The 23,414-nt window shown below is 48.8% G+C and carries 20 protein-coding genes and 6 tRNA genes; 21 read left to right on the plus strand and 5 right to left on the minus strand.

What is annotated here, in order from left to right; genetic code table 11:
• Positions 1–2: 2 nt before the first annotated feature.
• The 11 genes from D328_RS0127770 (at position 3) to D328_RS0127820 (ending at position 5,933) form a co-directional block, all read left to right on the plus strand.
• Positions 3–78 (plus strand) — tRNA-Lys (locus D328_RS0127770).
• Between the two features lie 13 nt (positions 79–91).
• Positions 92–172 (plus strand) — tRNA-Leu (locus tag D328_RS0127775).
• An 8-nt stretch (positions 173–180) separates the two neighbouring features.
• Positions 181–255: transfer RNA gene (locus D328_RS0127780), tRNA-Gly, on the plus strand.
• A gap of 5 nt (positions 256–260) precedes the next feature.
• A tRNA-Arg gene (locus D328_RS0127785) sits at positions 261–337 on the plus strand.
• A 142-nt stretch (positions 338–479) separates the two neighbouring features.
• Positions 480–553 (plus strand) — tRNA-Pro (locus D328_RS0127790).
• Positions 554–563: 10 nt separating this feature from the next.
• Positions 564–634, plus strand: a tRNA-Gly gene (locus D328_RS0127795).
• 218 nt (positions 635–852) lie between these two features.
• A complete protein-coding gene (locus tag D328_RS0127800) occupies positions 853–2,142 on the plus strand; it encodes an extracellular solute-binding protein (protein ID WP_025680272.1) in 1,290 nt (429 codons plus the stop codon).
• A gap of 290 nt (positions 2,143–2,432) precedes the next feature.
• Positions 2,433–3,335, plus strand: coding sequence for a carbohydrate ABC transporter permease (locus D328_RS0127805; RefSeq protein WP_018888286.1), 903 nt, complete (start codon positions 2,433–2,435; stop codon positions 3,333–3,335).
• A gap of 5 nt (positions 3,336–3,340) precedes the next feature.
• The gene (locus D328_RS0127810) at positions 3,341–4,180 is read left to right on the plus strand and encodes a carbohydrate ABC transporter permease (RefSeq protein WP_018888287.1); all 840 of its coding nucleotides are present in this window, start codon (positions 3,341–3,343) and stop codon (positions 4,178–4,180) included.
• A 38-nt stretch (positions 4,181–4,218) separates the two neighbouring features.
• Entirely contained in the window at positions 4,219–5,391 is a 1,173-nt protein-coding gene (locus D328_RS0127815; protein ID WP_018888288.1) for a rhamnogalacturonan acetylesterase, read from the plus strand.
• A 134-nt stretch (positions 5,392–5,525) separates the two neighbouring features.
• On the plus strand, positions 5,526–5,933 hold the full coding sequence (locus D328_RS0127820; RefSeq protein ID WP_018888289.1) for a sensory rhodopsin transducer: 408 nt from the start codon (positions 5,526–5,528) through the stop codon (positions 5,931–5,933).
• Between the two features lie 120 nt (positions 5,934–6,053).
• On the opposite strand, the gene D328_RS0127825 is transcribed toward D328_RS0127820, so the two are convergent.
• On the minus strand, positions 6,054–7,016 hold the full coding sequence (locus D328_RS0127825; RefSeq protein WP_018888290.1) for a DMT family transporter: 963 nt from the start codon (positions 7,014–7,016) through the stop codon (positions 6,054–6,056).
• A gap of 300 nt (positions 7,017–7,316) precedes the next feature.
• On the opposite strand from D328_RS0127825, the gene D328_RS0127830 reads away from it, so the two are divergent.
• On the plus strand, positions 7,317–8,819 hold the full coding sequence (locus tag D328_RS0127830; RefSeq protein WP_018888291.1) for an aminotransferase-like domain-containing protein: 1,503 nt from the start codon (positions 7,317–7,319) through the stop codon (positions 8,817–8,819).
• Between the two features lie 298 nt (positions 8,820–9,117).
• On the opposite strand, the gene D328_RS0127835 is transcribed toward D328_RS0127830, so the two are convergent.
• Together D328_RS0127835 and D328_RS0127840 are read right to left on the minus strand one after the other, a co-directional pair.
• Positions 9,118–10,434 (minus strand): glutamate-1-semialdehyde 2,1-aminomutase, encoded by a 1,317-nt coding sequence (locus tag D328_RS0127835; protein WP_018888292.1) that lies wholly within the window; start codon positions 10,432–10,434, stop codon positions 9,118–9,120.
• 270 nt (positions 10,435–10,704) lie between these two features.
• On the minus strand, positions 10,705–11,811 hold the full coding sequence (locus tag D328_RS0127840) for an LCP family protein (RefSeq protein ID WP_018888293.1): 1,107 nt from the start codon (positions 11,809–11,811) through the stop codon (positions 10,705–10,707).
• An 84-nt stretch (positions 11,812–11,895) separates the two neighbouring features.
• Between D328_RS0127840 and D328_RS0127845 the strand changes: the two genes are divergently transcribed.
• The 4 genes from D328_RS0127845 (at position 11,896) to bcp (ending at position 15,291) form a co-directional block, all read left to right on the plus strand.
• Positions 11,896–12,942 carry an ABC transporter ATP-binding protein gene (locus tag D328_RS0127845; RefSeq protein WP_018888294.1) on the plus strand — a complete coding sequence of 349 codons (1,047 nt, stop codon included), beginning with the start codon at positions 11,896–11,898 and terminating at the stop codon, positions 12,940–12,942.
• Positions 12,935–13,732: an ABC transporter permease gene (locus tag D328_RS0127850; RefSeq protein ID WP_018888295.1), complete on the plus strand. Its 798-nt coding sequence runs from the start codon at positions 12,935–12,937 to the stop codon at positions 13,730–13,732. Before D328_RS0127845 ends, D328_RS0127850 begins: the two co-directional genes overlap by 8 nt.
• A 5-nt stretch (positions 13,733–13,737) precedes the next feature.
• Positions 13,738–14,526, plus strand: coding sequence for an ABC transporter permease (locus tag D328_RS0127855; RefSeq protein ID WP_018888296.1), 789 nt, complete (start codon positions 13,738–13,740; stop codon positions 14,524–14,526).
• A gap of 300 nt (positions 14,527–14,826) precedes the next feature.
• On the plus strand, positions 14,827–15,291 hold the full coding sequence (bcp, locus tag D328_RS0127860; RefSeq protein WP_018888297.1) for a thioredoxin-dependent thiol peroxidase: 465 nt from the start codon (positions 14,827–14,829) through the stop codon (positions 15,289–15,291).
• A 143-nt stretch (positions 15,292–15,434) separates the two neighbouring features.
• Here the strand turns inward: bcp and D328_RS0127865 are convergent, their stop codons facing one another.
• Positions 15,435–16,070, minus strand: coding sequence for a DedA family protein (locus D328_RS0127865; protein WP_018888298.1), 636 nt, complete (start codon positions 16,068–16,070; stop codon positions 15,435–15,437).
• 124 nt (positions 16,071–16,194) lie between these two features.
• On the opposite strand from D328_RS0127865, the gene D328_RS30515 reads away from it, so the two are divergent.
• From D328_RS30515 to D328_RS29890, 4 genes are all read left to right on the plus strand, one after another.
• Complete coding sequence (locus D328_RS30515; RefSeq protein ID WP_081625364.1) at positions 16,195–17,646, plus strand: polysaccharide deacetylase; 1,452 nt, start codon at positions 16,195–16,197, stop codon at positions 17,644–17,646.
• 289 nt (positions 17,647–17,935) lie between these two features.
• Positions 17,936–19,474 carry a glutamine-hydrolyzing GMP synthase gene (gene guaA / locus D328_RS0127875; RefSeq protein WP_018888300.1) on the plus strand — a complete coding sequence of 513 codons (1,539 nt, stop codon included), beginning with the start codon at positions 17,936–17,938 and terminating at the stop codon, positions 19,472–19,474.
• A 393-nt stretch (positions 19,475–19,867) separates the two neighbouring features.
• Positions 19,868–20,485 carry a Type 1 glutamine amidotransferase-like domain-containing protein gene (locus D328_RS0127880; protein WP_018888301.1) on the plus strand — a complete coding sequence of 206 codons (618 nt, stop codon included), beginning with the start codon at positions 19,868–19,870 and terminating at the stop codon, positions 20,483–20,485.
• 193 nt (positions 20,486–20,678) lie between these two features.
• Positions 20,679–21,251, plus strand: a complete 573-nt coding sequence (locus D328_RS29890; protein WP_018888302.1) for a hypothetical protein — start codon at positions 20,679–20,681, stop codon at positions 21,249–21,251.
• A gap of 190 nt (positions 21,252–21,441) precedes the next feature.
• On the opposite strand, the gene D328_RS0127895 is transcribed toward D328_RS29890, so the two are convergent.
• Positions 21,442–21,966: a ClbS/DfsB family four-helix bundle protein gene (locus D328_RS0127895; RefSeq protein WP_018888304.1), complete on the minus strand. Its 525-nt coding sequence runs from the start codon at positions 21,964–21,966 to the stop codon at positions 21,442–21,444.
• Positions 21,967–22,273: 307 nt separating this feature from the next.
• Between D328_RS0127895 and D328_RS0127900 the strand changes: the two genes are divergently transcribed.
• A complete protein-coding gene (locus tag D328_RS0127900) occupies positions 22,274–23,299 on the plus strand; it encodes a hypothetical protein (RefSeq protein ID WP_018888305.1) in 1,026 nt (341 codons plus the stop codon).
• Positions 23,300–23,414: the final 115 nt, after the last annotated feature.

A 23,414-nucleotide genomic window follows, 5' to 3' on the forward strand; every position in this document is an offset into this window, starting at 1 on the left:
GAGAGCCATTAGCTCAGTTGGTAGAGCACCTGACTTTTAATCAGGGTGTCGAAGGTTCGAGTCCTTCATGGCTCACCATAATGTATCATATGCGCGTGTGGCGGAATTGGCAGACGCACTAGACTTAGGATCTAGCGTCTTTGACGTGGGGGTTCAAGTCCCTCCACGCGCATAGGTTTTGCGGACGTGGCTCAGCGGTAGAGCATCGCCTTGCCAAGGCGAGGGTCGCGGGTTCGATTCCCGTCGTCCGCTCCAAATAAGTCCCCTTAGCTCAGCTGGATAGAGCGTTTGACTACGAATCAAAAGGTCGGGAGTTCGAATCTCTCAGGGGACGCCATATAACTACTTACAGTGGTTTACAAAGTTCACTGATATGGATTCGAACGAATGAGTTCGTCGGAGCTAAGCCTCGTTAGCTTAACTTCGTAGTCCGACGCATGTTGTCGGTATCTCTCAGGGGACGTCATAATATTCAATATCGGGACGTAGCTCAGCTTGGTAGAGCACCTGGTTTGGGACCAGGGGGTCGCATGTTCAAATCGTGTCGTCCCGATCTTATACGTGCGGGTGTAGTTCAATGGTAGAACTCCAGCCTTCCAAGCTGGTAGCGTGGGTTCGATTCCCATCACCCGCTTACATAGATTCGTTAAGAGAGATGGCACTGCTATAGTGCCATCTCTTTTTAGTATATGCTACACTGAATTTTGAAGGTATGAACACGGATTTGTGTATTCAAATCAGACCTGAATTTTGGGAAAATGATCTTAGGAGCAGATGAAAGCGCTATCAACAAAATGTTTTCCTGTGATTCCGACAGCTCCGTTCCATTACAGCGAAAAAGGGGAGAGCGATGTGAAGAAAAAAGGACTATTTTTGATGATGACTTTTTTGCTGCTGTTTGCTTCGGCTTGCAGTAGCTCAGGGGGAAGCGGGGACAGTGGCGGTACCTCTGGTGACGGACAGGTAACACTGCGTATTGCGTGGTGGGGCTCTGATAAACGTCATGAGTATACACAACAGGTTATTGACCTCTATAAGCAAAAGAACCCCAATGTGAAGATTGACGTGGAATATGCTGCATTCGATGATTACTGGAAGAAGCTTGCGCCTCAGGCTGCAGCCAACCAACTTCCGGATATTATTCAGATGGACGTATCCTATATCAGCCAATACGCTCAAAATGGTCAGCTGGAGGATCTCGGCTCCTATGTGGGCAGTGCCATCCAGACTGGAGATGTAGCTGAAAGCGTACTGCAGACAGGCGTCATTCAAGGCAAGCAATATGGCATCCCGACAGGGGTAAACGTACTCAGCTATCAATATGTGCCTGAGAAGCTGAAAGAGGCAGGTATTGAAATTCCTGAGAATTGGACTTTTGAGCAATACTCTGAGCTCGCCAAGCAAGCTGGCTCCAAGGACATTTATTTTGACAGCTCGATGGCAGCAGACATTTTCTTCAACTACTATCTGCGTACGAAGGGACTGTCCCTCTACAATGCAGAAGGTACAGCTTTAGGATATGAGGATGACAAGCTCTTCGCCGATTTCTTCGGTACACTGGCTGACACGATGCAAGCCAAAGGAGCTCCATCCCCAGAAATTATCAATCAATCCAAAGGTATTCTGGAAGAATCCCAGATCGTGAAGGGCAAACAGATTGGTGAATGGCAATGGTCTAACCAATATGTGGCTCTGCAATCGGTAGTGGATAAGCCGATGGCACTGGCTCCAATGTTCGGACCGGATATGGAAAAGGGTATCTACATGCAGCCAACGATGTACTGGTCTATTGCAGCTAGCTCTAAGGTAAAGGAAGAAGCAGCTAAGTTCATTGATTTCTACACTAATGATCCAGAAGCTAACAAGCTGATCAAGGGTGAGCGCGGCGTGCCAATCTCAGCCAAGATTAAGGAAGCTGTCTCCTCAGAGCTGAATGAGCCAACTAAGCAAGTATTCGATTTCGTGGCAGAGATGGAGCCGAAGGCATCTCCAATGAGCCCACCACCACCAGTAGGCTCTCCAGAGGTTATTGCTACGCTGGCTGATTACGTAGAGCAAGTGAACTTTGGTCAAATGACACCAGAAGATGCAGCGGCTAAATTCCGCTCGGAAGCTAATAGTATTTTGTCACAAAATCAATAAACTAGCTTGCACGACAATAAATAAGTACTAGAGAGGAACTGTTGGCGGCCGGAAGCTGCGCATGGACAGAGTAGTCGTCTATTGGATCATCCTTGAGATGAAGAATGGACGTACCGCTCGAATTCAAGTGCGAAGTCCGGCCCCTTCAATCCAATGCCAATGAGTACAAATACTATTACTGCAACTAACAATGTATTTATACTACTAACCTTCACTGGAATTAGTAATTCGAAGGGGCATGTAAAGGATGGAATGGAGAGGAAAAATACGAAATAAGGAGGCTGGTACCGTTGCGGCGAAGTCATACGCTTAGAGCCAATTTGACCGGATATGCCTTTATCAGTCCGTTTATCATTGGATTTCTGGCTTTTACGTTGGTTCCTATGGTTATTTCCCTGTATCTATCGTTCACAAGCTACAATCTCTTTACTTCACCTCGTTGGATCGGGCTGGATAACTTTGAGAAGATGTTCACGAACGATCCGAAGTATTGGAACTCTGTAAAGGTCACCTTCCTGTATGTGGTTGTTGGGGTACCTTTTCGATTGATGTTTGCTTTGTTCGTGGCTATGCTGCTGAACACCAAATCGCGGATGGTTGGCTCCTATCGGACCATGTACTATCTGCCGTCGATTATCGGTGGTAGCGTTGCCGTATCCATCATGTGGCGTAATATTTTCAGTAATGAAGGTGTCATTAATACATTGATTGGTGCACTCGGAGGAACCCCGGTCAAGTGGTTCGGTGATCCCAATGCGGCACTAGGCATGCTAATCTCGCTCTCCGTATGGCAGTTCGGTTCTTCTATGCTGATCTTCCTGGCTGGACTGAAGAACATCCCGATGGAAATGTACGAGGCCTCCAGTGTGGATGGTGCGAGCCCGGTTCGTAAATTTTTCAGCATCACATTGCCGCTGCTCAGCCCAATCATTCTGTTCAACCTGATCATGCAGACGATCAGCGCATTCATGACCTTCGTACCTGCCTACATTATCTCCAAAGGTGAGGGCGGACCACTGGATGGAACCCTGCTCTACTCCCTCTATCTCTTCCGGCAGGCGTTCATGTTCAACAATATGGGCTATGCCGCTGCGATGGCATGGGTGATGCTCATTATGATTGCGATCTTAACTGCGATTCTGTTCTTGACTTCTAAATTCTGGGTGTTCTACGAGACGGAAAGGGGACGCTGATCACGATGCTATGGAAAAAGATCAAATGGCCGGTCTATCACATTTTTGTGGCATCGCTGGCCCTTATCATGCTGTACCCAGTCATCTGGATGCTATTCAGTTCCTTCAAGGAAAGCCGCACCATCTTCGCAACGGCGGGCTATCTGCTGCCAACGGAATGGAAGTGGGAGAATTATCTTACTGGCTGGGCCGGGATCTCTGGTTACAGCTTCGGCAGATATATCTATAACTCACTAGTGATTGTAGTAATCGCTACGCTTGGGGCGGTTATCTCCTCTTCTCTAATTGCCTTTGGTTTTGCCAGACTGCGCTTCTTCGGTCGGAATTTCTGGTTCGCGTTGATGATGGTGACGCTGATGCTGCCACATGACGTCGTGCTCGTACCGCAATATATTATCTTTACCAAGCTCGGCTGGCTGAACACGATTCTGCCAATTGTAGTACCTGCATTCTTCGGAATGCCATTCTTCATCTTCCTTATGATTCAGTTCATTCGTACGATACCCGTGGAGCTGGATGAGGCAGCGACAATTGACGGATGTGGCAAGTTCCGCCTGTATCTGCAGGTGATCATGCCGCTGCTGAAGTCCTCAATAGCTACGGCTGCGATCTTCTCCTTTTACTGGCGTTGGGAAGATTTATTGGGTCCGGTCTTGTATTTGAACTCCCCGGAAAAATATACTGTATCTATGGCGCTCAAAATGTTCCTGGATAGTGAGTCCGCTTCCAACTGGGGGGGCATGTTCGCCATGTCGATAGTCAGTCTGATTCCGGTTATCGCCGTCTTCTTCCTGTTCCAAAAGCAAATTGTTGAAGGAATGAGCACCAGCGGACTCAAAGGCTGATACCTGGATACGTTACAGTCTTGAGGAGGAAATAGGAAATGGAACGAAATTTTGACTTCGGGCCTGGCGAACCTGTACCGGGCTATGAAGGAGTAACTCCGGATTGTCAGTACACTGCCGAGCGCGGCTACGGTTTTGAGGATACCTCCAGGGTGTATGGCAGAGTGCGTACACCTGGGGGGAACGATGAAGCAGCCACTCTGGACAGAGCTGGCAACGCCCAACAGGAGATGGACATCTCCGTAATCACGCCGCGGCTTCGCAGTAGCTTCTGCATTCCGGTGGGAGCAGCATTCGTCGTGGATGTACCTGACGGTACCTATCAGGTGAAAGTGATTGTGGGCGACGAGCTCGCAGAGACGCATACCCTGATTAAGGCCGTGGAAGGTAAGCGGGTTCTTCCACCGATTCGAACAGCACCCGGGCAATATGCCGAGGAGCGCTTCTCCGTAACTGTGCGAGGAGGCAGATTAAGGCTGATCATCTCTGGCAAAGCCCCAAGATTGAATGCGCTTCAATTGGTCCAAGCTCCTCAGACGATGAAGCTATATCTGGCTGGAGATTCCACAGTGACGGATCAAGCAGAGTCGGGTTATCCCTACGCAGGCTGGGGACAGACGCTGCCAGCGCTGTTCAAGCATGACGTATGTGTGGATAATCACGCCATCTCGGGCCGAAGCTCACGTAGCTTCATCCAGGAGGGACGGCTGGATGTGATCCTCCAGGAGCTGAAGGCAGGAGACTTCCTGTTCATTCAGTTCGGACATAATGACGAGAAGAATGACCCGGCTCGTGGAACAGAGCCTTTCACGACATATAAGGAGCATCTGCGTCGTTACATCGATGGGGCCCGCGCCAAGGAGGCGCGTCCTGTGCTGATTACTCCGATCCAGCGGAGATATTTCGAGCCGGATGGTACATTGTCAGATACGCATGGAGACTACACTGTTGCTGTTCGTGAGCTGGCTGAGGAATGCGAGGTACCACTGTTCGATCTGGCTGAACGCTCTAGACAGCTATTTGAGCAGACGGGAGTAGAAGGCACGAAAGACATATTTATGTGGGTGCTACCCGGGGAATATCTGAACTTCTCCAGTGGTGTGGAGGACAACACGCATTTTCAGGAATCCGGGGCGATTCGCATTGCCCAGCTTGTAGCAGATTGGATCAGGGAAGAAGGACTACAGCCATTATTGATGTATTTAAGATGAGCATTAGATAGAGCTGCAGGAGGTCTATTCCTTGCTTCTGTAGAAGTATTTCCCTGTAGAAGTATTACCGAAGGAGTAGCACTTATGTCGCTGTAGACGGGCGTACTCGCTTGAACAGACAAGGAGGTCACGACGTGAAGGATGGATTGAACACCCAGGCAGGCCAGCAGACTGGCAGGCAGGGAAGCTATTATTGGGTTATTCCGGATGGCTATATACCGCCAATCAGTAATGGGGAGCTTCTCAGTCACGAGAGTATCTGTGTATTGAATTGCGACCAGCAGGATGCGAACTTGAAGATTAGCATTTATTTCGAGGATCGCGAGCCCATTGAGGCCATGGAGGCGTTAGTGGAAGGCAAGCGAACACGCCACATCCGTACTGCTTCATTAGAAAAGGATGGGGAGCGGATTCCTGTAGGAGTTCCGTATGCGATCACTGTGGAAAGTGATATCCCTGTATTCGTTCAGTACAGCCGCCTTGATACGACTCAGCCGGAGCTGGCGCTGATGAGTGTCATGGCTTACCCTGCGGGTAACTGATTCAGAGGTTGAGCAGACATCATATCTTGAACAAGAGGCAGACCGTGGGTCTGCCTCTTTGCTATGTCTCCCATATTTAGTACCTTAAATGATCCACTCACATTTGATTTGTCCAAATTACTAACTCATCTTTGATGGTCTAACGCCTGACTTGGAGGATTGACGAATATGGCGTGTTCTCCAATTCGTTCCGAGCACCCCCAGCACGATCGCCACAGCGCCTACAATATGATAATAATGGATTTCCTCCTGAAGTAGGAGAGCTCCAGCCAGGATAGATACCAGTGTGGACAGATTGCTGAATACGCTCATCTTGGAGGCCTGAAGTCGGGAAAGTGCAAAGCTAGACAGTAGTGTTGTGATTAGCGTGGATGCTATTCCTAGATATGCGATGGCTCCTAGCGCAACAGGGCTTGTCAATGCGCGTGCATACTCAGGTAATGTCCCTTCGATCAGATGCTGACCGATGGCCAGAACGTTGAAGATCACAAAGCCCATACCCAAGGTTACGTAAGTAATCTCAAGTGGTGCATATTTCTGGGTCAGGGGCCGGGCCAACACACCATAGGCTGCAAAACAAATAGCCGAGAGCGTAATGAGGGCAATACCGATGATGTTGGCTGTAGAGAGCTGCGCGCCCCCCTTCATAGCAAAAATGAAGACGACACCGCCCACCGATAGTAGCAGAGAAAGCTTTTGAAGTAATGTCGTTCTCTCCTTCAGGAAGATCGTAGCCATAATCAGGGTGAATACAGGAACTGTAGCTTGAATGATCCCTGCCTCGGAGGAAGAGGTGGTGACCAGTCCAAAGGTCTGGAACATAAAGAATAGTACGGGAGAGAATAATCCTAACGGTAGCAGACGCAGAAGGTCCTGACGCTGCACGCGGAAGGGTAGCCACCCTGCAATTACCGGAACGGTAAGTACGAGGAAGGACAAGGAGAAGCGATGAGCCAAAAGATCTAGCGGATTGGCTACCTGAATGGCCAACTTGACGAACATAAATGAAAAGCCGATGATGAGGGCATAGGCGATCGCGGCGAGATAAGCAGAGGCCGTACCATTGGATGTCTGTGTGTTCATAGGAAGCTCCTTGAAATCGTGTATTTGTCATACAAGAAGCAGAAGATCAAACCTGCCTTACTGATGACACTATTAAATATAATAGAGGTGGAGTCTTGTAGCCATCGTAAAACAACCTATCTGTACCAGTACAGGTTAGATTAAGCTGGAAGCTATACTGGTAGTACGTGTCGAACAGACCGATGCGCGCTGGTGGCATTCCAGCTATCGTAATGCAGCTGCACCAATCATTGTATTATTGACCAGGTGTGTAGCCTTATATCAAGCTTGCTAGGTGAATTGGAGGTTAAGGGATAGATTATGAAAAGAACACAGTCACAGCCTGAATCAGCCCATACACAATCGGAACCAACATATATACAGTCCGAACCAGCACATACACAGTCTGAATCGGCATATGCACAGCTCGGATCAGTACATTCTGAATCGGCCTCTGTGCAGCTCAAATATGCTAGCATTGCTGCGGACCTGCGGGCAGAGCTATTGAACCGGCGAATTCCGCGCGGTGTGGATGGCTACAAGCTGCCATCTGTACGAGAGCTGGCAGCCCGCTACCAATGTAGCAAAAGCACCGTCCTGCAGGCCTATGCGGCGCTGGAGAGGGAGCATCTTGTCTACAGTCTACCCAAGAGTGGGTATTTTGCAGTGACAAGTGGCCCAGATTCTCGTTCTGCCCAGGATGAAGGGGGACCGCTGGATTTTGCCTCCGCCGCTCCTGACCCCAGAGTATTTCCCTATGTGGATTTTCAGCACTGCATTAATCAAGCGATCGACAACTACCGCACGGATCTCTTTGTCTATGGCACAGCTCAAGGGCTACCATCACTCAGGGCCTTGCTGCAGGAGCGATTGACGGACCATCAGGTATTTACCCGCCGAGAGCAGATTTGTGTTACGTCAGGTGTCCAGCAGGCACTAGCTGTGTTAATCACGATGCCTTTTCCGAACAAGAAGTCAGGCATTGTCATTGAAGATCCAGGCTATCATAATATGTTCCCATTGCTGCGAGGGTTGCAGGCGAGCTATTATACAGTTCCTCGGCATATGGAGGGTCTGGATATGGATCGACTGGAGCAGCTACTTCAGACGGGAGAGATTAAATTTATTTATGTCATGCCCCGGTTCCACAACCCGCTCGGAGTATCCCTTACGATAGCTCAGAAGCAGCGTCTCATCGAACTGGTTCAACATTATGATAGCTATATTGTGGAGGATGATTACCTCGCAGATCTGGATACGGATAGCAAAAGGGACCCGATCTACACCTATGATCGTAGCGGTAGGGTGATTTATCTGAAGAGCTTCTCCAAGATTATCTTTCCTGGCCTGCGTCTGGGCGTGGCTGTGCTGCCAGCAGAGTTGATTGAGAGCTTCGCACATTACAAGACCATACTTGATATCGATAGCTCTACCCTGTCACAGGCTGCACTGGAAATCTATATTCGCAGTGGAATGTATGATCGACATCGACGCGGCATTCGTGAGCAGTATACGGCAAGGATGAAGATGCTCAATAGTATGCTGGACCGACTTGGGGATCACCCAGCCTTTGCCGAAGCACCACGTAATGGAGGAGAACATACGGTGCTTCCTTTACCTGCAAACCTGTCGTACAGGGCATTACTGAGCGGGCTGTCTAAGAGAGGGGTGCATGCAGACACAGCTAATCGATATTTTGCAGATCAGGATCGAGCTACACCGTTGTTGAGGTTGAACATTTCCAATGTGCATGAGTCGCAGATCGAACGGGGCTTGGTGATGGTACGTGAGGAGTTGGAACGGCTGGATCGCCATAAAAGATAGGGCGGGATGAGCCCAAGGGATCTGGTCAAGCGGCCCATAATCCACGAACGATGTTAGTCACACGAACAGGGGTATGCCACAGTCTTGGAAAAGACAGCAGCATACCCCTGTATAGTGGCACTATATAATTAGCAGACCAAATGTGACAAGTCATACAAACAAGTTAAGATAAGCAGGTTATGAAGTAATAGTTAAGAAAAACAAGCAGAACAAGCAGAACAAGCGTACTAGCTTACGCTCCATTAGGCCATCAATTCTTGGCCTCGGCTAGCTACAGCCTGCCAGATTCGCGACTCTCTTACTTGCCTGCAGCAAGCAATCGGAGTGATTCATCCGCAGCTTCCAGCGTGGCGTCGATATCCTCATCTGTATGGGCGGTGGTCAGGAACCAAGCCTCATATTTGGATGGAGCCAGGTTAATACCACGATCTAGCATGTGGCGGAAGAAGCTGGCGAAGGCTTCACCATCCGTATCCTGTGCTTCATCATAGTTGGTAATTGGATGATCGCAGAAGTGTGTGGAGAAGGCTCCTCGAATGCGATTAATCGTAAGAGGGACACCATGTCTGCTCGCGGAGTCTGCCAGTCCTGAGGTCAGCTTAATCGCGAGACGCTCCATCTCCTCGTAGACACCTTCTCCCTGGAGAACTTCAAGACAGGCGATGCCTGCCGAGATGGATGCAGGATTGCCTGCCATCGTACCTGCTTGATAGGCAGGACCGAGTGGTGCCACCTGCTCCATAATCTCCTTGGTGCCGCCATAGGCGCCTATCGGTAGTCCACCACCCAGAATCTTGCCAAGGGCCGTTAGATCAGGCTGGATAGCCTCTAAATTATCCAGTCCTGAATAGGTCTGCGTGGACCCGTAGTGGAAGCGGAAGGCAGTAATGACTTCGTCATAGATTACGAGGGAGCCGTTGCTGCGAGCCATCGCACACAATCCCTCCAGGAAGCCTGGGGCGGGCATGACCATGCCAAAGTTACCGACAATCGGCTCGACCATCACGGCAGCAACCTCATCCCCCCAATGCTCCAGGGCTTGTCTCAGGCTGTCCAGGTCGTTGAACGGTACGGTGATGACTTCGCTCGCCAGACTCGCCGGGATACCTGCACTGTCGGGAATTCCTAATGTGGAGGGACCCGAGCCAGCTGCGACCAGGACCAGATCGGAGTGACCGTGATAGCAGCCCGCAAATTTGATGATCTTGTTGCGATTGGTATACGCGCGTGCGACCCGGATCGTCGTCATGACGGCCTCGGTTCCCGAGTTCACAAAGCGTACCTTGTCCAAGGATGGGATAGCCTCTTTCAGCATAGTAGCCAGCTTAATCTCAAGTCGGGTAGGGGTACCGTAAAGTACACCGTTTGCCGCCGCTTCTGTAATGGCCTTGGTGATATGTGGATGGGCATGTCCGGTAATGATGGGGCCATATGCCGCGAGATAATCAATGTAACGATTGTCGTCCTCGTCCCAGAAGTGGGACCCGGCTGCCTTCTTCATGAAGACGGGGGAGCCACCGCCTACAGCCTTGAACGAACGCGAAGGGCTGTTGACCCCACCTACAATATGCTCCAGTGCTTCCTGATACAGTGATGCTGAAGTGTCTCGATTCATGTATATAGATTCCTTTCTGCGCCTGTCAGCAGGCGATAACCTGATTTATAAGTTGTGCTGCATGCGGGTAACATAGCTATTATATCAGACTGCTGCCAAAGGTTATGTGACAGTTTTGGAGGAAAGGCTATCCAGTAGTCCGTCAAACTCCTTGTGTTTTCAAAGCACAGCACACGAGTGAGCGGCACAAAAAAAGATGCCCTCCCCCATACAGGGTGGAGAGCATCCATGAACTGCTGAATGTTATTCAGATGAAAATCAGTACCTCTTCTAATTTATGTCAGATACAGATGCTCGGCTGCTAGTGCTGCCAGAAGAAGGCTCTGATGCAGATTCCCGGGGACTGGTGGAAGGCGATGACTTGCTATCCGTTTCTGTGCCTGTTCCCGTGTCATCTTGCTCTGGATTCTCCTCCTCAGGCGTGGAGTTCAGGAATTCCTGAATGTATTCCCTAAGCTTATCTTCGCTGCCAACAGTCAGGACAGCCGCACCATTAATACGCTCCTCCTTGAGCATGTTCATTGGTGGAATCTGTTCACTACCACCGAATTTGCTCTCGTACCCGACACTAGCCAGCTTCCACATATCGTTCACGGACAGGTTCGTATCAATGAACGGATTCACCTGCTCCAGAATGCTTGGCAGCTTGGCAATGGAGGTCGTGGTCTGCATTTTCTCAGCAATAGCCTTTAGCAATTCCCGTTGACGACTAGTTCGAGAGAAGTCGGACATCTTGTCATGCCGGAAACGGACATATTGCAAGGCTGTATTTCCGTCCAGATGCTGCATGCCCTGCTTGAGGTCAATGTCATAGAGATGCTTATCGGCCTTACTGATGTACTTCATGTCCTTCTCGACTTCAAAGTCCACACCGCCAATCGCATCGACCAGCTTGATGAAGCCTTGAAAATCTGTGTATACGTAGTATTGGATATCAATTCCGAGTAAGTCGCCTGCGGCCTTCATTGCTGTATTTGGGCCGTGGGTAATCGCGGTATTGATCCGATTTCTTCCATGGTCAGGAATAGATGTGTACGTGTCGCGAAGCAAGGAGAACAAGTGATATTTCTTCTGCACAGGGTCGAGGGACAACACCAGCATACTGTCTGAGCGTGGAACGCCTTCGTCCTGAGCATCACGAGAATCAACGCCCATGAGTAGGATGTTGACTCGCTCGGTTCCTTCCCATTTCGGTGGATCAGGAGTCACAACCTTGTCGATTTTCTCAATATTGTGGAACGGAGAAGCCTCCCCCGTTTTTTGAAGCTGATTCAACTGATTATATATGGATGTAAAATAAAAAATGACAACACCGATAACCGCAACGGCTACGACAGCCAAAACGGTCCAGATCGTTCTTTTGGTATTTCTGGTCATGTTTCCTGTTCTCCCTTTCCCTTTTCAATTCATTACATTATAATTTCTTTTTGGAGCTCAATCAATTACACAGTGAGGTACAATATGTTAGCTATTGATGTTCAGCAATTGCGCAAGACGTTTCATGTCCATAAGAGCCGGGAGGGCCTGAAGGGTGCCTTCCTTGATTTATTTCGACGCGAATACCGGGAAGTGATGGCTGTAAAAGATATTTCCTTTCAGATTCCGCAGGGGGAGATTTGCGGCTACATTGGAGAGAATGGGGCGGGGAAATCGACTACGATTAAAATGCTTACGGGCATTCTAGTGCCTACTTCAGGAACGCTGAAGGTAGGTGGGTACACGCCTTATGAGGAAAGAGAACAGTTCGTCCGCAATATCGGCGTCGTATTCGGACAGCGCAGTCAACTCTGGTGGGATATTGGCGTCATTGAATCATTTCAGCTGCTTCGGAAAGTATATCAGGTTCCAGATACGGACTTCAAGCGTCGATTAGATGAATTGGTAGAACGCCTGCAGCTTCAGGAACTGCTTAATCGTCCCGTTCGCAAGCTTAGTCTGGGACAGCGGATGCGCTGTGAGCTGGTAGCAGCTCTGCTGCATAATCCGTCAATTGTCTTCTTGGACGAGCCTACGATCGGACTGGATATTGTGGTCAAATCGGAAATACGCGAATTCCTCAAGGATATGAACCGCGAGCATGGAACGACAATTCTGCTTACTACCCATGATCTTCAGGATATCGAGGCACTGTGCTCCCGGGTCATTATGCTCGATGACGGGAACATCATCTATGATGGCGGCCTTGATGAGCTGAAATCCCGCTGGGGAACCGGGCGGGAGGTCCTGTTCCAATTCGGGACACCTGCGAGCCTGGAGCAGCTTCGGCAATGGACTGCTGGCATGCCAGTAAAATGGGAAGCGGAGCATGATCTGATGGCCAAGGTATGGATTCCACTGGATTGGAACGTATCTGATGTGCTCGGTGTCGTCGTGGGTCGCACGGACATTACGGATATCAAAATTATCGAGACAAACACGGACGATATCGTACGCAGAATCTACCAGTCAGGTTCCGCCGATCGACCGGAGGCAGCGGCCCCGCAAGAGGAGGCGGTCACGCATGCTTAGTGTGTATTCCGATTTTATACGCATTCGTTTTTTGACGATGCTGGCCTATCGGATCAATTATTACTCAGGCATACTTATATATACCCTGAATATCGGCGTGTATTACTTTACTTACATGGCGATTTATGGAGGCGGTAGCAAGGAGCTTGGAGGCTTCACCGCCGCACAGATGACTACCTATGTGGCCGTATCATGGATGGCCCGGGCGTTCTATTTCAACAATCTGGATCGTGAGATATCGACGGATATCCGTGACGGGAGCATTGCCATCCAGATCATACGTCCTTATAACTATATTTTGGTCAAAATGACGCAGGGGCTGGGTGAGGGAATGTTCCGCTTTCTGATGCTGATGATCCCGGGTATGCTCATTGCCATCCTGCTGTTCCCGGTAGAGCTACCTCGTGATCCGTATGCCTGGATCGGATTTCTCGTGATGCTGTTCTTCAGCTTCCTGATCAATTCGCAGCTGAATGTCATTACAGGCCTGTCTGCATTCTTCATTGAAAATAATGAAGGTATGATGCGGATGAAGCGGGTCATTGTCGATCTCTTCTCGGGTCTGGTAGTGCCTATTAGCTTATTTCCAGGCTGGCTGGAACGCCTCTCGGCCTGGCTTCCTTTTCAGGCGATAACCTACCTTCCGGGCTCCGTGTTTACCGGGCGTGTGCAGGGGACAGGGATCTGGAATGTGTTAGGGATTCAGATCCTGTGGTTCATCCTGCTGCTGATCCCCATGATCATCATTTGGCGTCTGGCGCGTCGCCGTCTGTTCGTGCAAGGAGGATAGGTGTAATGAAGTATTATTGGAGCTTAATCATTGAATATTTGAAAAATTACATGAAATCCAGACTGACCTACCGTGCCGATTTCTGGGTGGAGGTCGTATCCGATCTATTATTCCAGGCCACGAACCTGATCTTTATCTTTGTGGTATTCATGCATACCGATAATCTTGGCGGCTGGAGTCAGAGTGAGGTCCTGTTCGTCTACGGCTATTTCATGGTTCCCTTTGGCGTGTTCAACTGCTTTGTCAACATGTGGGGGTTCGGAGAAAGGTACATCGTGAAGGGGGAGATGGATCGTGTCATGACACGTCCTGCCCATAATCTATTCCAGATCATGCTGGAAAATGTGGACCCACCTGCGCTGGTCGGTTCATTGGTCGGCGTGATCATCATGATCGCCAGTGGCGCGCAGATGAGCATGGTCTTCGAATGGTGGTACATTCCGGGCTTAATCATTATGACGTTAAGCTCAGTTGCTATTTATACAGGGATTTATACGATGCTGACATCTCTGTCCTTCTACTCGGATGCGCCAACCGGAATCATTCCGCTGATGTACAACATCCAGGGCTATGGGCGCTATCCAGTTACGATCTACAATAGAACACTTCAGGTGCTGCTGACCTGGATCATTCCGTTCGCGTTCGTAGGAGTCTATCCAGCATCGTTGTTCCTGGAGCGCTCCGAGATGCGCATGATGGCACTGCTTACTCCAGTCATGGGTGCCATCTTCCTGACTTTGGGCTTGCTGGCCTGGAATCATGGGGTGCGCCGTTATCGGGGAGCGGGCTCCTGAGTCATGGAGTAATAAAGTCACGGCATAATGGGCTAGAGTGAAATTAAAGTTAAGAAATCAAGTGAATAAGAATTAAGCAGGCAGCTGCTTGTGAAGCGTATTTCGGATTAGTGAAAATGGCTTCCATGCAGGCTGCCTTTATCATTAGTGGTAGTGAAGGAATCAATTGCTTGGAGCAAAGTTTGTATTTTTTGACTTCAGAGCTTTTAATAGAAGAGAGCTTGACGTGTGGATTGAATAAATTCTGTCCTTGTGTGAAGACTTCATTCAGCTAGTTAAATATTTAGGAGGTAAAGGGGCATGAGTGCAATAATAGGACAACCAGCGCCCGACTTTGAGCTGCCTGGCAGTGAGGGCAGTATGATCAAATTATCGGATTACCGTGGGAGCAAGGTGATACTGTATTTCTATCCAAAGGATCTGACGGCAACCTGCTCGACACAGGCCTGTGACTTCCGAGATCATCATGAGCAGTTCACTGGACAAGGGGCAATCATTCTCGGTGTAAGCACAGATCCGCTCCAGCGGCACAGCAAGTTCATCGAGAAGTACGGCCTGCCATTCCAGCTATTGGCTGATGAGGAGCATACCGTATCAGAGGCTTATGGTGTATGGCAGCAGAAGCAAATGTATGGCAAGCAGTATATGGGGATTGTGCGTTCCACCTTCCTGATTGATGAAGAAGGAATACTTGTACAGGAATGGCGCAAGGTGAAGGTGAAGGGGCATATTGAGAGCGTGCTCCAGCATATTTCAGAATCCTGAGTGGCATCTCTACATAATAATTCATTTATCTAATTACTCTGAAAATGAGTACAATCCTAACGGGCCCTAGTGATTGATTACAAGGACCCGTTTTTTGTGTCCCGCATTTTAGTGCCGGAAAGCTGACTGCAGCCATCCTTCAGCTAACGAATATCTTTTTTCGATGAAGAAGAGAAGATTTGAAATAGAGCCTTGCGATATTTGAGTAGCAGCAGGATTCCCCCTACCATTGCTATAGTAATCACGATCCTTATGGCATAACGCTCCGCCAACAAGAATACGGTATCCCACTGTGGGCCAAATACTTTTCCCAGACTGATAAAGAGTATGACCCAGAACATGGCCCCGCTATAGGCGTAGAGCGCGAACTTGCGAAATGGCACAGCTGTAATGCCCGAGAAATAGCCCGTAAAATGGCGCACGCCGGGAATAAAGTAGCCCACAAAGATGAGCATGTAGCCATATTTGACGAACCAGCGTTGGGTCAGGGCGAATTTGTCAGGCTTGAGCAATAGCCATTTTCCATAACGCTCGATAAAAGGAAGCCCCACTCTGCGGCCAATCCAGTACGTGATGCTCATGCCAATGGTCGTACCTAGGAAGGCCAGAACGATCAAGGGCCAGAAGCTCAAGCTGCCTGCATAGGCAAGATACCCGGCGTAAGCCATGGATGTCTCCCCAGGGAAAGGCAAAGCGATGAATTCCAGCAGCAGTCCGACGAAGAGAACCCAGTACCCGTAATTTTCAAATAAACCCTCAATCCATTGCAGCACTTCCACAGCTATTCACTCCTGTTTTCCCCTGCGATATCTTTCTTTCGAAATATGCACCAGGCTAGTCTATTTAACTTCATCTTTTCATATATTTTATCAAAAAATACTAGGTTCAATATATGGAGGGATCATGATGAGATATAGATTCGTTGTGTGTATAACCATTCTATGGATGCTCACGTCCATTCTATCATACGAGCAGGCGCTAGCACGGTTTCAGGTGGATACCCCCCTGCTACAGTCTGGCCGATCGACAGGCTCGGAGCCATCCACGATAGCAGCTTCAGCTCGGACTACAGATAGCAACACGGTCTATTTGACATTTGATGACGGACCAGGCAAATACACCGGGCAGGTGCTCGACATCCTACAGCAATATGATGTGCAAGCAACGTTCTTTGTATTAGGAGAGCATGCCGTGAGGTCGCCAGAGTTGATTCGGCGTATGGCAGAGGAAGGTCATGTCATCGGTAATCACACCTATAATCATAGCTACGAGGAGCTATATCGCAACTTTCGGGAATTCTGGAGTCAGATCAAGCGAACGGAGAGCATTATTCATAGTGTTACAGGGGAGCGTCCTGCCTTGGTAAGAGCACCAGGAGGAACCTATGGGCATTTTGATGATGTCTACTATAACCTGTTGGATCAGGCCGGGTATACGGTGGTGGATTGGAATGTGGACAGCGGTGATTCGAGGCGGTCAGGTGTTCCGGCACAAGAGATTGTACAGCAGTCTACCCGGGGGATTACGGAACGCGGAGACAAGGTGGTGTTGCTACACGATGGAGGGGCAAGGGGAGAGACGGTGAAGGCACTGCCTCGAATCATAAAGAAGTACCAGGCGGCAGGGTATTCCTTTGCTGTACTCACTCCAGAGATGCGGCAGTGGCAGTTCCCGGTAGCACAGAAGGCAAAGGCGCTTACACGTTCCCAACCGGGGAAGAGCTGGATCGCCGAGCATATCTTGCCGAACCGTGCGCTGCTTGAGTCTGGACCTGCTCTACATGTCGCTATAGGAGCACAAGAATTGAGCCTGTCCGCGAGCGAGTATGAATGGAAGCAAGGACATGTGCTTGCCCCATTACGCAGTGTTGTGGAGAAGCTTGGCGGCACTGTGGTCTGGCAACCGAAGACAGGGATCGCCTCTGTACGCATAGGCGAACGATATATAGAGATTCATGCCCGACAAGGTGGGATCTATCAGACGAATAATAGCAGCAAAATGAGTTACGTGCCCAAGCGTGATGTGCCTCTCCTGATGGTCAGTGCTCACAGCAGGAATGCAAGTATCAGTACTCTGTCCAATCTGACGGGTGGTGTGAAGTATTTTACTGACTATCTGATGAAAACTAAGTTGCTTCAAAATGCATATATGAGTAAGACCTTTATCCAAAGCAAGGCAAACAGGAATTATGTACAAGGAGTCCAAGGAGCCCAAGGTGTGAATATGATGAATTCAAGCATTGAAATGAGAGCGGATAGTCTTTACCTGCCACTGAGGGACTTACTGGAAGGACTGGGCTATGCCGTGACATATGAGAGGGAGCCATCCGCGGAGTATCGAATCAGGGCTATATGATGAATGAATGCATTAGGACCCGTGAAGCTCGGGACAGTTGATGCGGCACATTACAGGGAATCATGGATTCAACCCATTGGCAGGCGACAGCATGCTTTTAGGAAAGAATGTAGGGGGCAGCGAGCAATTGAAGCCTGAGGAATTGGAAGAGAGGATCTGCCTGAGATCATAAGGATATGTTCGGCTGGAGAGTCCGTATTCTGGGATATCTTGAAAAGACAAGTGCCTTCCTTGACGACGTGTTTTGTCGTTGCGTATAATGAATCCATTAATTGAGGGAGGCACGGTAATGAATAAGCCTAATGAAATCGTTGTTGTTCTGGATTTTGGAGGACAATACAACCAATTGATTGCAAGAAGAATCCGGGATCTGGGTGTGTATAGCGAACTGCTTCCATATAATACACCTGCCGACAAGATCCGTGAGCTCTCTCCGAAAGGAATTGTGTTCTCTGGCGGTCCATCCAGTGTGTATGCCGAGAATGCTCCTCACGTAGATCCGGCTGTTTATGATCTTGGAGTTCCTATATTTGGTATTTGCTATGGTATGCAGCTCATGGCTCAGCAGCTGAACGGAAAGGTAGAACGTGCTGGCAAGCGTGAGTATGGTAAGGCAGACGTGCAGTTCAATGAAGGATCTGCTCTGGCGAAAGGGCTGGATGCTTCGCAAACCGTATGGATGAGCCATGGTGATCATGTTACTGAGCTGCCACAAGGCTTCAAGCTGGACGCAGGTACAGAAAGTGCCCCGATTGCAGCGATGAGCCATCCGGATCGGAACTTTTATGCTGTTCAGTTCCATCCCGAGGTGCGCCATTCCCTGAAAGGTAATGAGATGATCAGTAACTTCCTGTACGAGGTCTGTGGCTGTGAAGGCAACTGGACGATGGAGTCCTTCATTGAGAATCAGATTCGTGAAATTCGCGAGCAGGTGGGGGACAAGAAGGTTCTGTGCGCACTGAGCGGCGGGGTGGATTCTTCTGTCGTGGCTATGCTCATTCACAAAGCGATTGGCGATCAACTGACTTGTATGTTCATTGATCATGGTCTGCTGCGTAAAGGCGAAGCGGAAAGCGTCATGGAGACCTTCGTTGGCAAGTTCGATATGAAGGTCGTGAAGATTGATGCGCGTGAGCGTTTTTTGTCCAAGCTGGTAGGTGTGGATGATCCGGAGCAGAAGCGTAAAATCATCGGTAATGAATTCATTTATGTATTCGAAGAGGAGTCGGCTCGCTTCGATGATTTTGATTTCCTGGCCCAAGGTACGCTGTATACGGACATCGTAGAGAGCGGTACGGCTACGGCTCAGACGATCAAATCTCACCACAACGTAGGCGGATTGCCTGAAGACATGAAGTTCAAGCTGATCGAGCCGCTGAGTGCCTTGTTCAAGGACGAGGTGCGTAAGGTAGGTGAAGAGTGCGGTCTGCCAGAAGCGATCGTATGGCGTCAGCCGTTCCCAGGCCCGGGTCTGGCTATTCGTGTGCTGGGTGAAGTGACAGAGGAGAAGCTGACGATCGTGCGCGATTCTGATTACATCCTGCGTGACGAGATTGCGAAGGCTGGCCTGGATCGCGAGATCTGGCAGTACTTCACGGCTCTGCCGAACATGAAGAGCGTAGGTGTCATGGGAGATGCACGTACGTATTCCTACACGGTAGGTATTCGCGCCGTTACTTCCATTGATGGCATGACAGCTGACTGGGCACGTATCCCTTGGGACGTATTGGAGAAAATCTCTGTGCGAATCGTCAACGAAGTGGATAACGTGAACCGCGTCGTGTACGACATTACGTCCAAGCCGCCAGCGACGATTGAGTGGGAGTAGATTCATCTGCTCTTGGCCTTAATAAGGCGGGATGAATAAACAAGATCGTTAAGACTTATATCGTCATATCAAGACTCCTGCTGTATCGGCGAAATATCGCTGTACGGCAGGAGTCTTCTTTTTATATGACTACGCGTGGAATTGGCCTATGTAGCCCTGAGAAGGTGTCTTCAGACAGTATCTCTTAATAGATCGTGAGAGTAGGCCCATAGGGTTACGCAACAGAATACGAAGGTGAGAAGAGGAAATATTACTAAGTATGATGCACGCCCATTTATATGAATGTGCTCTGTTCAAAGGTGTCATCTTTTGACGATATTATGCTTTATAATATATCTGAAATCAGTTATACATATGCTGTCCCCATTCAAGCTGCCCAAAGGAGAATATCAGATGCTAAAATTATTCCTATCCTCGTCCTTTAAGGATGTCGCTCCATCATTAGCCACCTTCGCCGCTGAACCGTTGCAAGGGAAGAAGATCACCTTTATCCCGACGGCAAGTATTCCAGAGAAGGTCAAATTTTATGTAAAATCAGCAAAGAAAGCATTGGAGAACATGGGTCTGATTGTCGATGAGCTTGAACTAAGCACGGCCACACAAGAAGAGATGGAATATAAGATTAGAGAGAATGACTACATTTATATTAGTGGAGGCAACACCTTTTATCTGCTTCAAGAGTTAAAAAGAAGCGGTGCCGATGTAATCATCAGAGAAGAGGTTCAAGCTGGGAAAATGTTCATTGGCGAATCCGCAGGCTCCATGATTTTGGCGCCCTCAATTGAATATGCTCAGCTCATGGATAATGTGCAGGAAGGTCCGGCTTTGGATACCTTTGCAGCACTGGGGGTCATTGATTTCTATCCCGTACCCCATCATACGAACATTCCGTTCATTAGAGCAGTGGAGAACATTATTGAGGAATATGGGAGCCGATTAAATTTATACCTTATTAGTAATGCTGAAGTTATTCTGGTGCAGGAGGATAACATCCGTATTGAGAAAGTATGACTTCAAGCAGGCATGAATATGTGAATTCATGTTGACGTCTTATCCCTATCCGATATAAACTCTCCAAATTCGTATTAGAATGTCGGTGCAGGAGCTCCATACTCGCATTTGATCTGGTCAAGATACTAGTTTACATACGAAATGCCGTTATCTATGAAGAATGGCAGCACACAACGATAATGGAGGGCAGAGCGTGATCAAATTATACAAAAAAGAACAGGATGGTAAGCTGCTGTATGTGGAGTACTGGCACGAGGAAGGCCAGGTCGTTGAGCACGCTGGCACAGTTGGCACCCGTGGCACAACGAGTAGAGTCGATTTCCCGGGCATATATAGCAGCGAGGACGAATTCAGACGGGATTTCATGGACAAATACCATGCCGAAGGCTATCAGGCTCCCTGGGAGGATGATGGTTATATGCTAATCGTCCAGTATCCGATGAAGAGTATGGCAGGCAGCAAGCGTGATCTGTGGCTCAAGGACAAAGCCAGCGAGGCGTTGCAAAATGAATTGGGCTGGATGGGGTTGGGGGATGTCGACGGATACGACATGGGTAAGACAGCGAGTCCGGTCCCACAATATGCCCTGAACATATACTGCTTCGTGATTGATGAAGAGCTAGGAATACAAGCAGTCAAGCGTGTGCTTCGAGAGTCGAGACTCGACTACACCCAGATCAAGATAGCATCCAGAAGGCTGGAGGGAGACGGGGACTACATGTTGAAATATGCAGCGAAGAAAAATGAGCTGGAATTCTATTTATAGACAAAATATTGCGTAATGAGTATGCGTAATGAGTAATCAGTTAGTAATGAGCAATTATACATTTTATCACCAGCATATAGCTTGTTGAAAAGAGCCCTTTGATCTGCCCCATCAGGCCGCTTGAAGGGCTCTAGCCACCTTACTCCGGTTTGGATGTAGTTAAGGTAGCCAAGCCCGAGTATGGCGGCTTTCATGAATGAATAGAGTGACCCTTTTTCCATTTGCGGATCTTGGTACGGAATGTCTGAAAAGGTGCGATGGTATTGATGTGAATCCATCTCGCAATCGGCCACTGGGGAAGCTTCCCTGTCCATTGTCTGTACCCTTGCTTGAACAACTCCTCGTCTGGTAAGGATTGAATCCAAGCATGATAAAGCGTGATGTCTGCTTTGAATTCGATAGTCATCTCCTCTAGTGTATGATTCTCGTATTGCTTGTAAAAGTGTCGGTATAGCTCTCCTAGCTGGTTCCATTTATAGCCTTCCAGCGGCATACTAACTTCCTGCCCTGCCAATTCCTGCTCCTCCCATTGCTTCACCAGCTTCATCCAGCCGAGCTGATAAGCCAGCATCTGTGCGGGTGTCCGGTCTACATCAGCGTGAAGGACGTCCTTGTCCTGCTCTTGAACCTCGTCGAACTCCGAAATGAATAGCTCAGCCCGCTTGTCCAGCTCATTCAATAAGGCTTGCTTGTCTGGGTAGTTAAAGCTTGCCATTATAAATACCTCCTGTATTTGTGAAATGTATAACTTTCTGCGACGCAGCGAAAAGACAAGCTTTATAGATTAAACGTGTACGGGTTCTACCTTCAACTATTATAGGTGCTGGAATATGACAACTGATTGTCATGTTCATATGGGAGCCCATGTTTATTTGTTGGATGTCGAATGATCTCATGGCTCCCTCATGCTTGTCGTACAATCAGTCATGGAGTCCCAAGTCTTGTTGAGCAAGAGAAGAGCCTACGATAAGATAATCTAGGTATAGAGTTTATTTTTTTCAATGGACAGAAGGGGTGACACCATGCACAAACGCATTCAAATGGAAGCAGGTTGGACGCTTGAATACATCAAGCATTTGGCTGAGGATCAAGAGGTTGGTATCGTGCAATACAGCGAGCCTCTCTATATACCTGATATGGATATGCTGCGTATGTTGAATGAGGAGCTCTTTCGGGTAAGGCCGGATATCGTATGGCGAATCTATGGCTTTCACCTGAAGCCGGGTGATCTCTCGGGTCTTGAGCAGATGAGTTATGTCGAGAAGCTCTGTGTAGATTGCAACACTCGGGTAACTCACATGGAGGCTATCGGAGCCTTGCCTAAGCTGAAGGAGCTTGAATTGGACGTGTATGAGGCTGATTCGCTGTCGGTGCTGGAGCTTGTTCCTGCGGACTTAAGGCTGCTCAGAATTGGCAAGACCAAGACGAAGAAGACAGATCTTTCGGTGCTCAAGAGGTTCACACATCTGGAAACGCTGAGTGTGAATGGGCATCAACGTAATCTGAGTGTGATTGGTGAGCTGACAAGTCTGAGGCAGGTTACACTTCAGGGTATGCCACTGGAGGAGCTTGAATTTCTTAGGGAGCTGCCTTTACTGGAAAGCCTAGGTTTAAGCTTTGGCAGCGCCGAGCATCTCGGTACACTAGCAGGACTAGAAGCATTGCAGCATATGGAGCTGTTGCGGGTGAAAGGCTTATCTAATCTCTCTGTCGTCTCTGAACTAACAGGATTACGCAGTCTGAAGGTAGAGGACCAGCCGCATCTTGCCGAGCTTCCTGCCCTGGATCATCTAAGTAACCTGCACAGAATTATACTTGCCAATGTAGGGCTGAAGAGCCTGGAATGGGTGCAATCATCCCCCGTGCTGGAGGAGCTGGCGATGTTCGAGATGAAGACACTAACGGTAGAGGATATTGAGCGATGTGTTCAACAACCGAATAGTCTGCGGCGAATGTTAGTGGGGCTTAAGAGTCTCAAGTCTAACAAGCTTGCTCGGCAAGTGGTTGAGGAGGCTGGTCTCTGGGATGATAGAACATGGTGGCTATGAGCGGATCCAAGAACATGATGCAAGAGCCTCTTTCTCATGAATTTATGGTCTGATTACATACAATGGCTTATAAAATCAAGGCCTAATATCATAGATTACGAACGATGTGACAGTT

The organism is Paenibacillus massiliensis 2301065 = DSM 16942 (assembly GCF_000377505.1).
Classification (GTDB): Bacteria; Bacillota; Bacilli; order Paenibacillales; family Paenibacillaceae; genus Paenibacillus; species Paenibacillus massiliensis.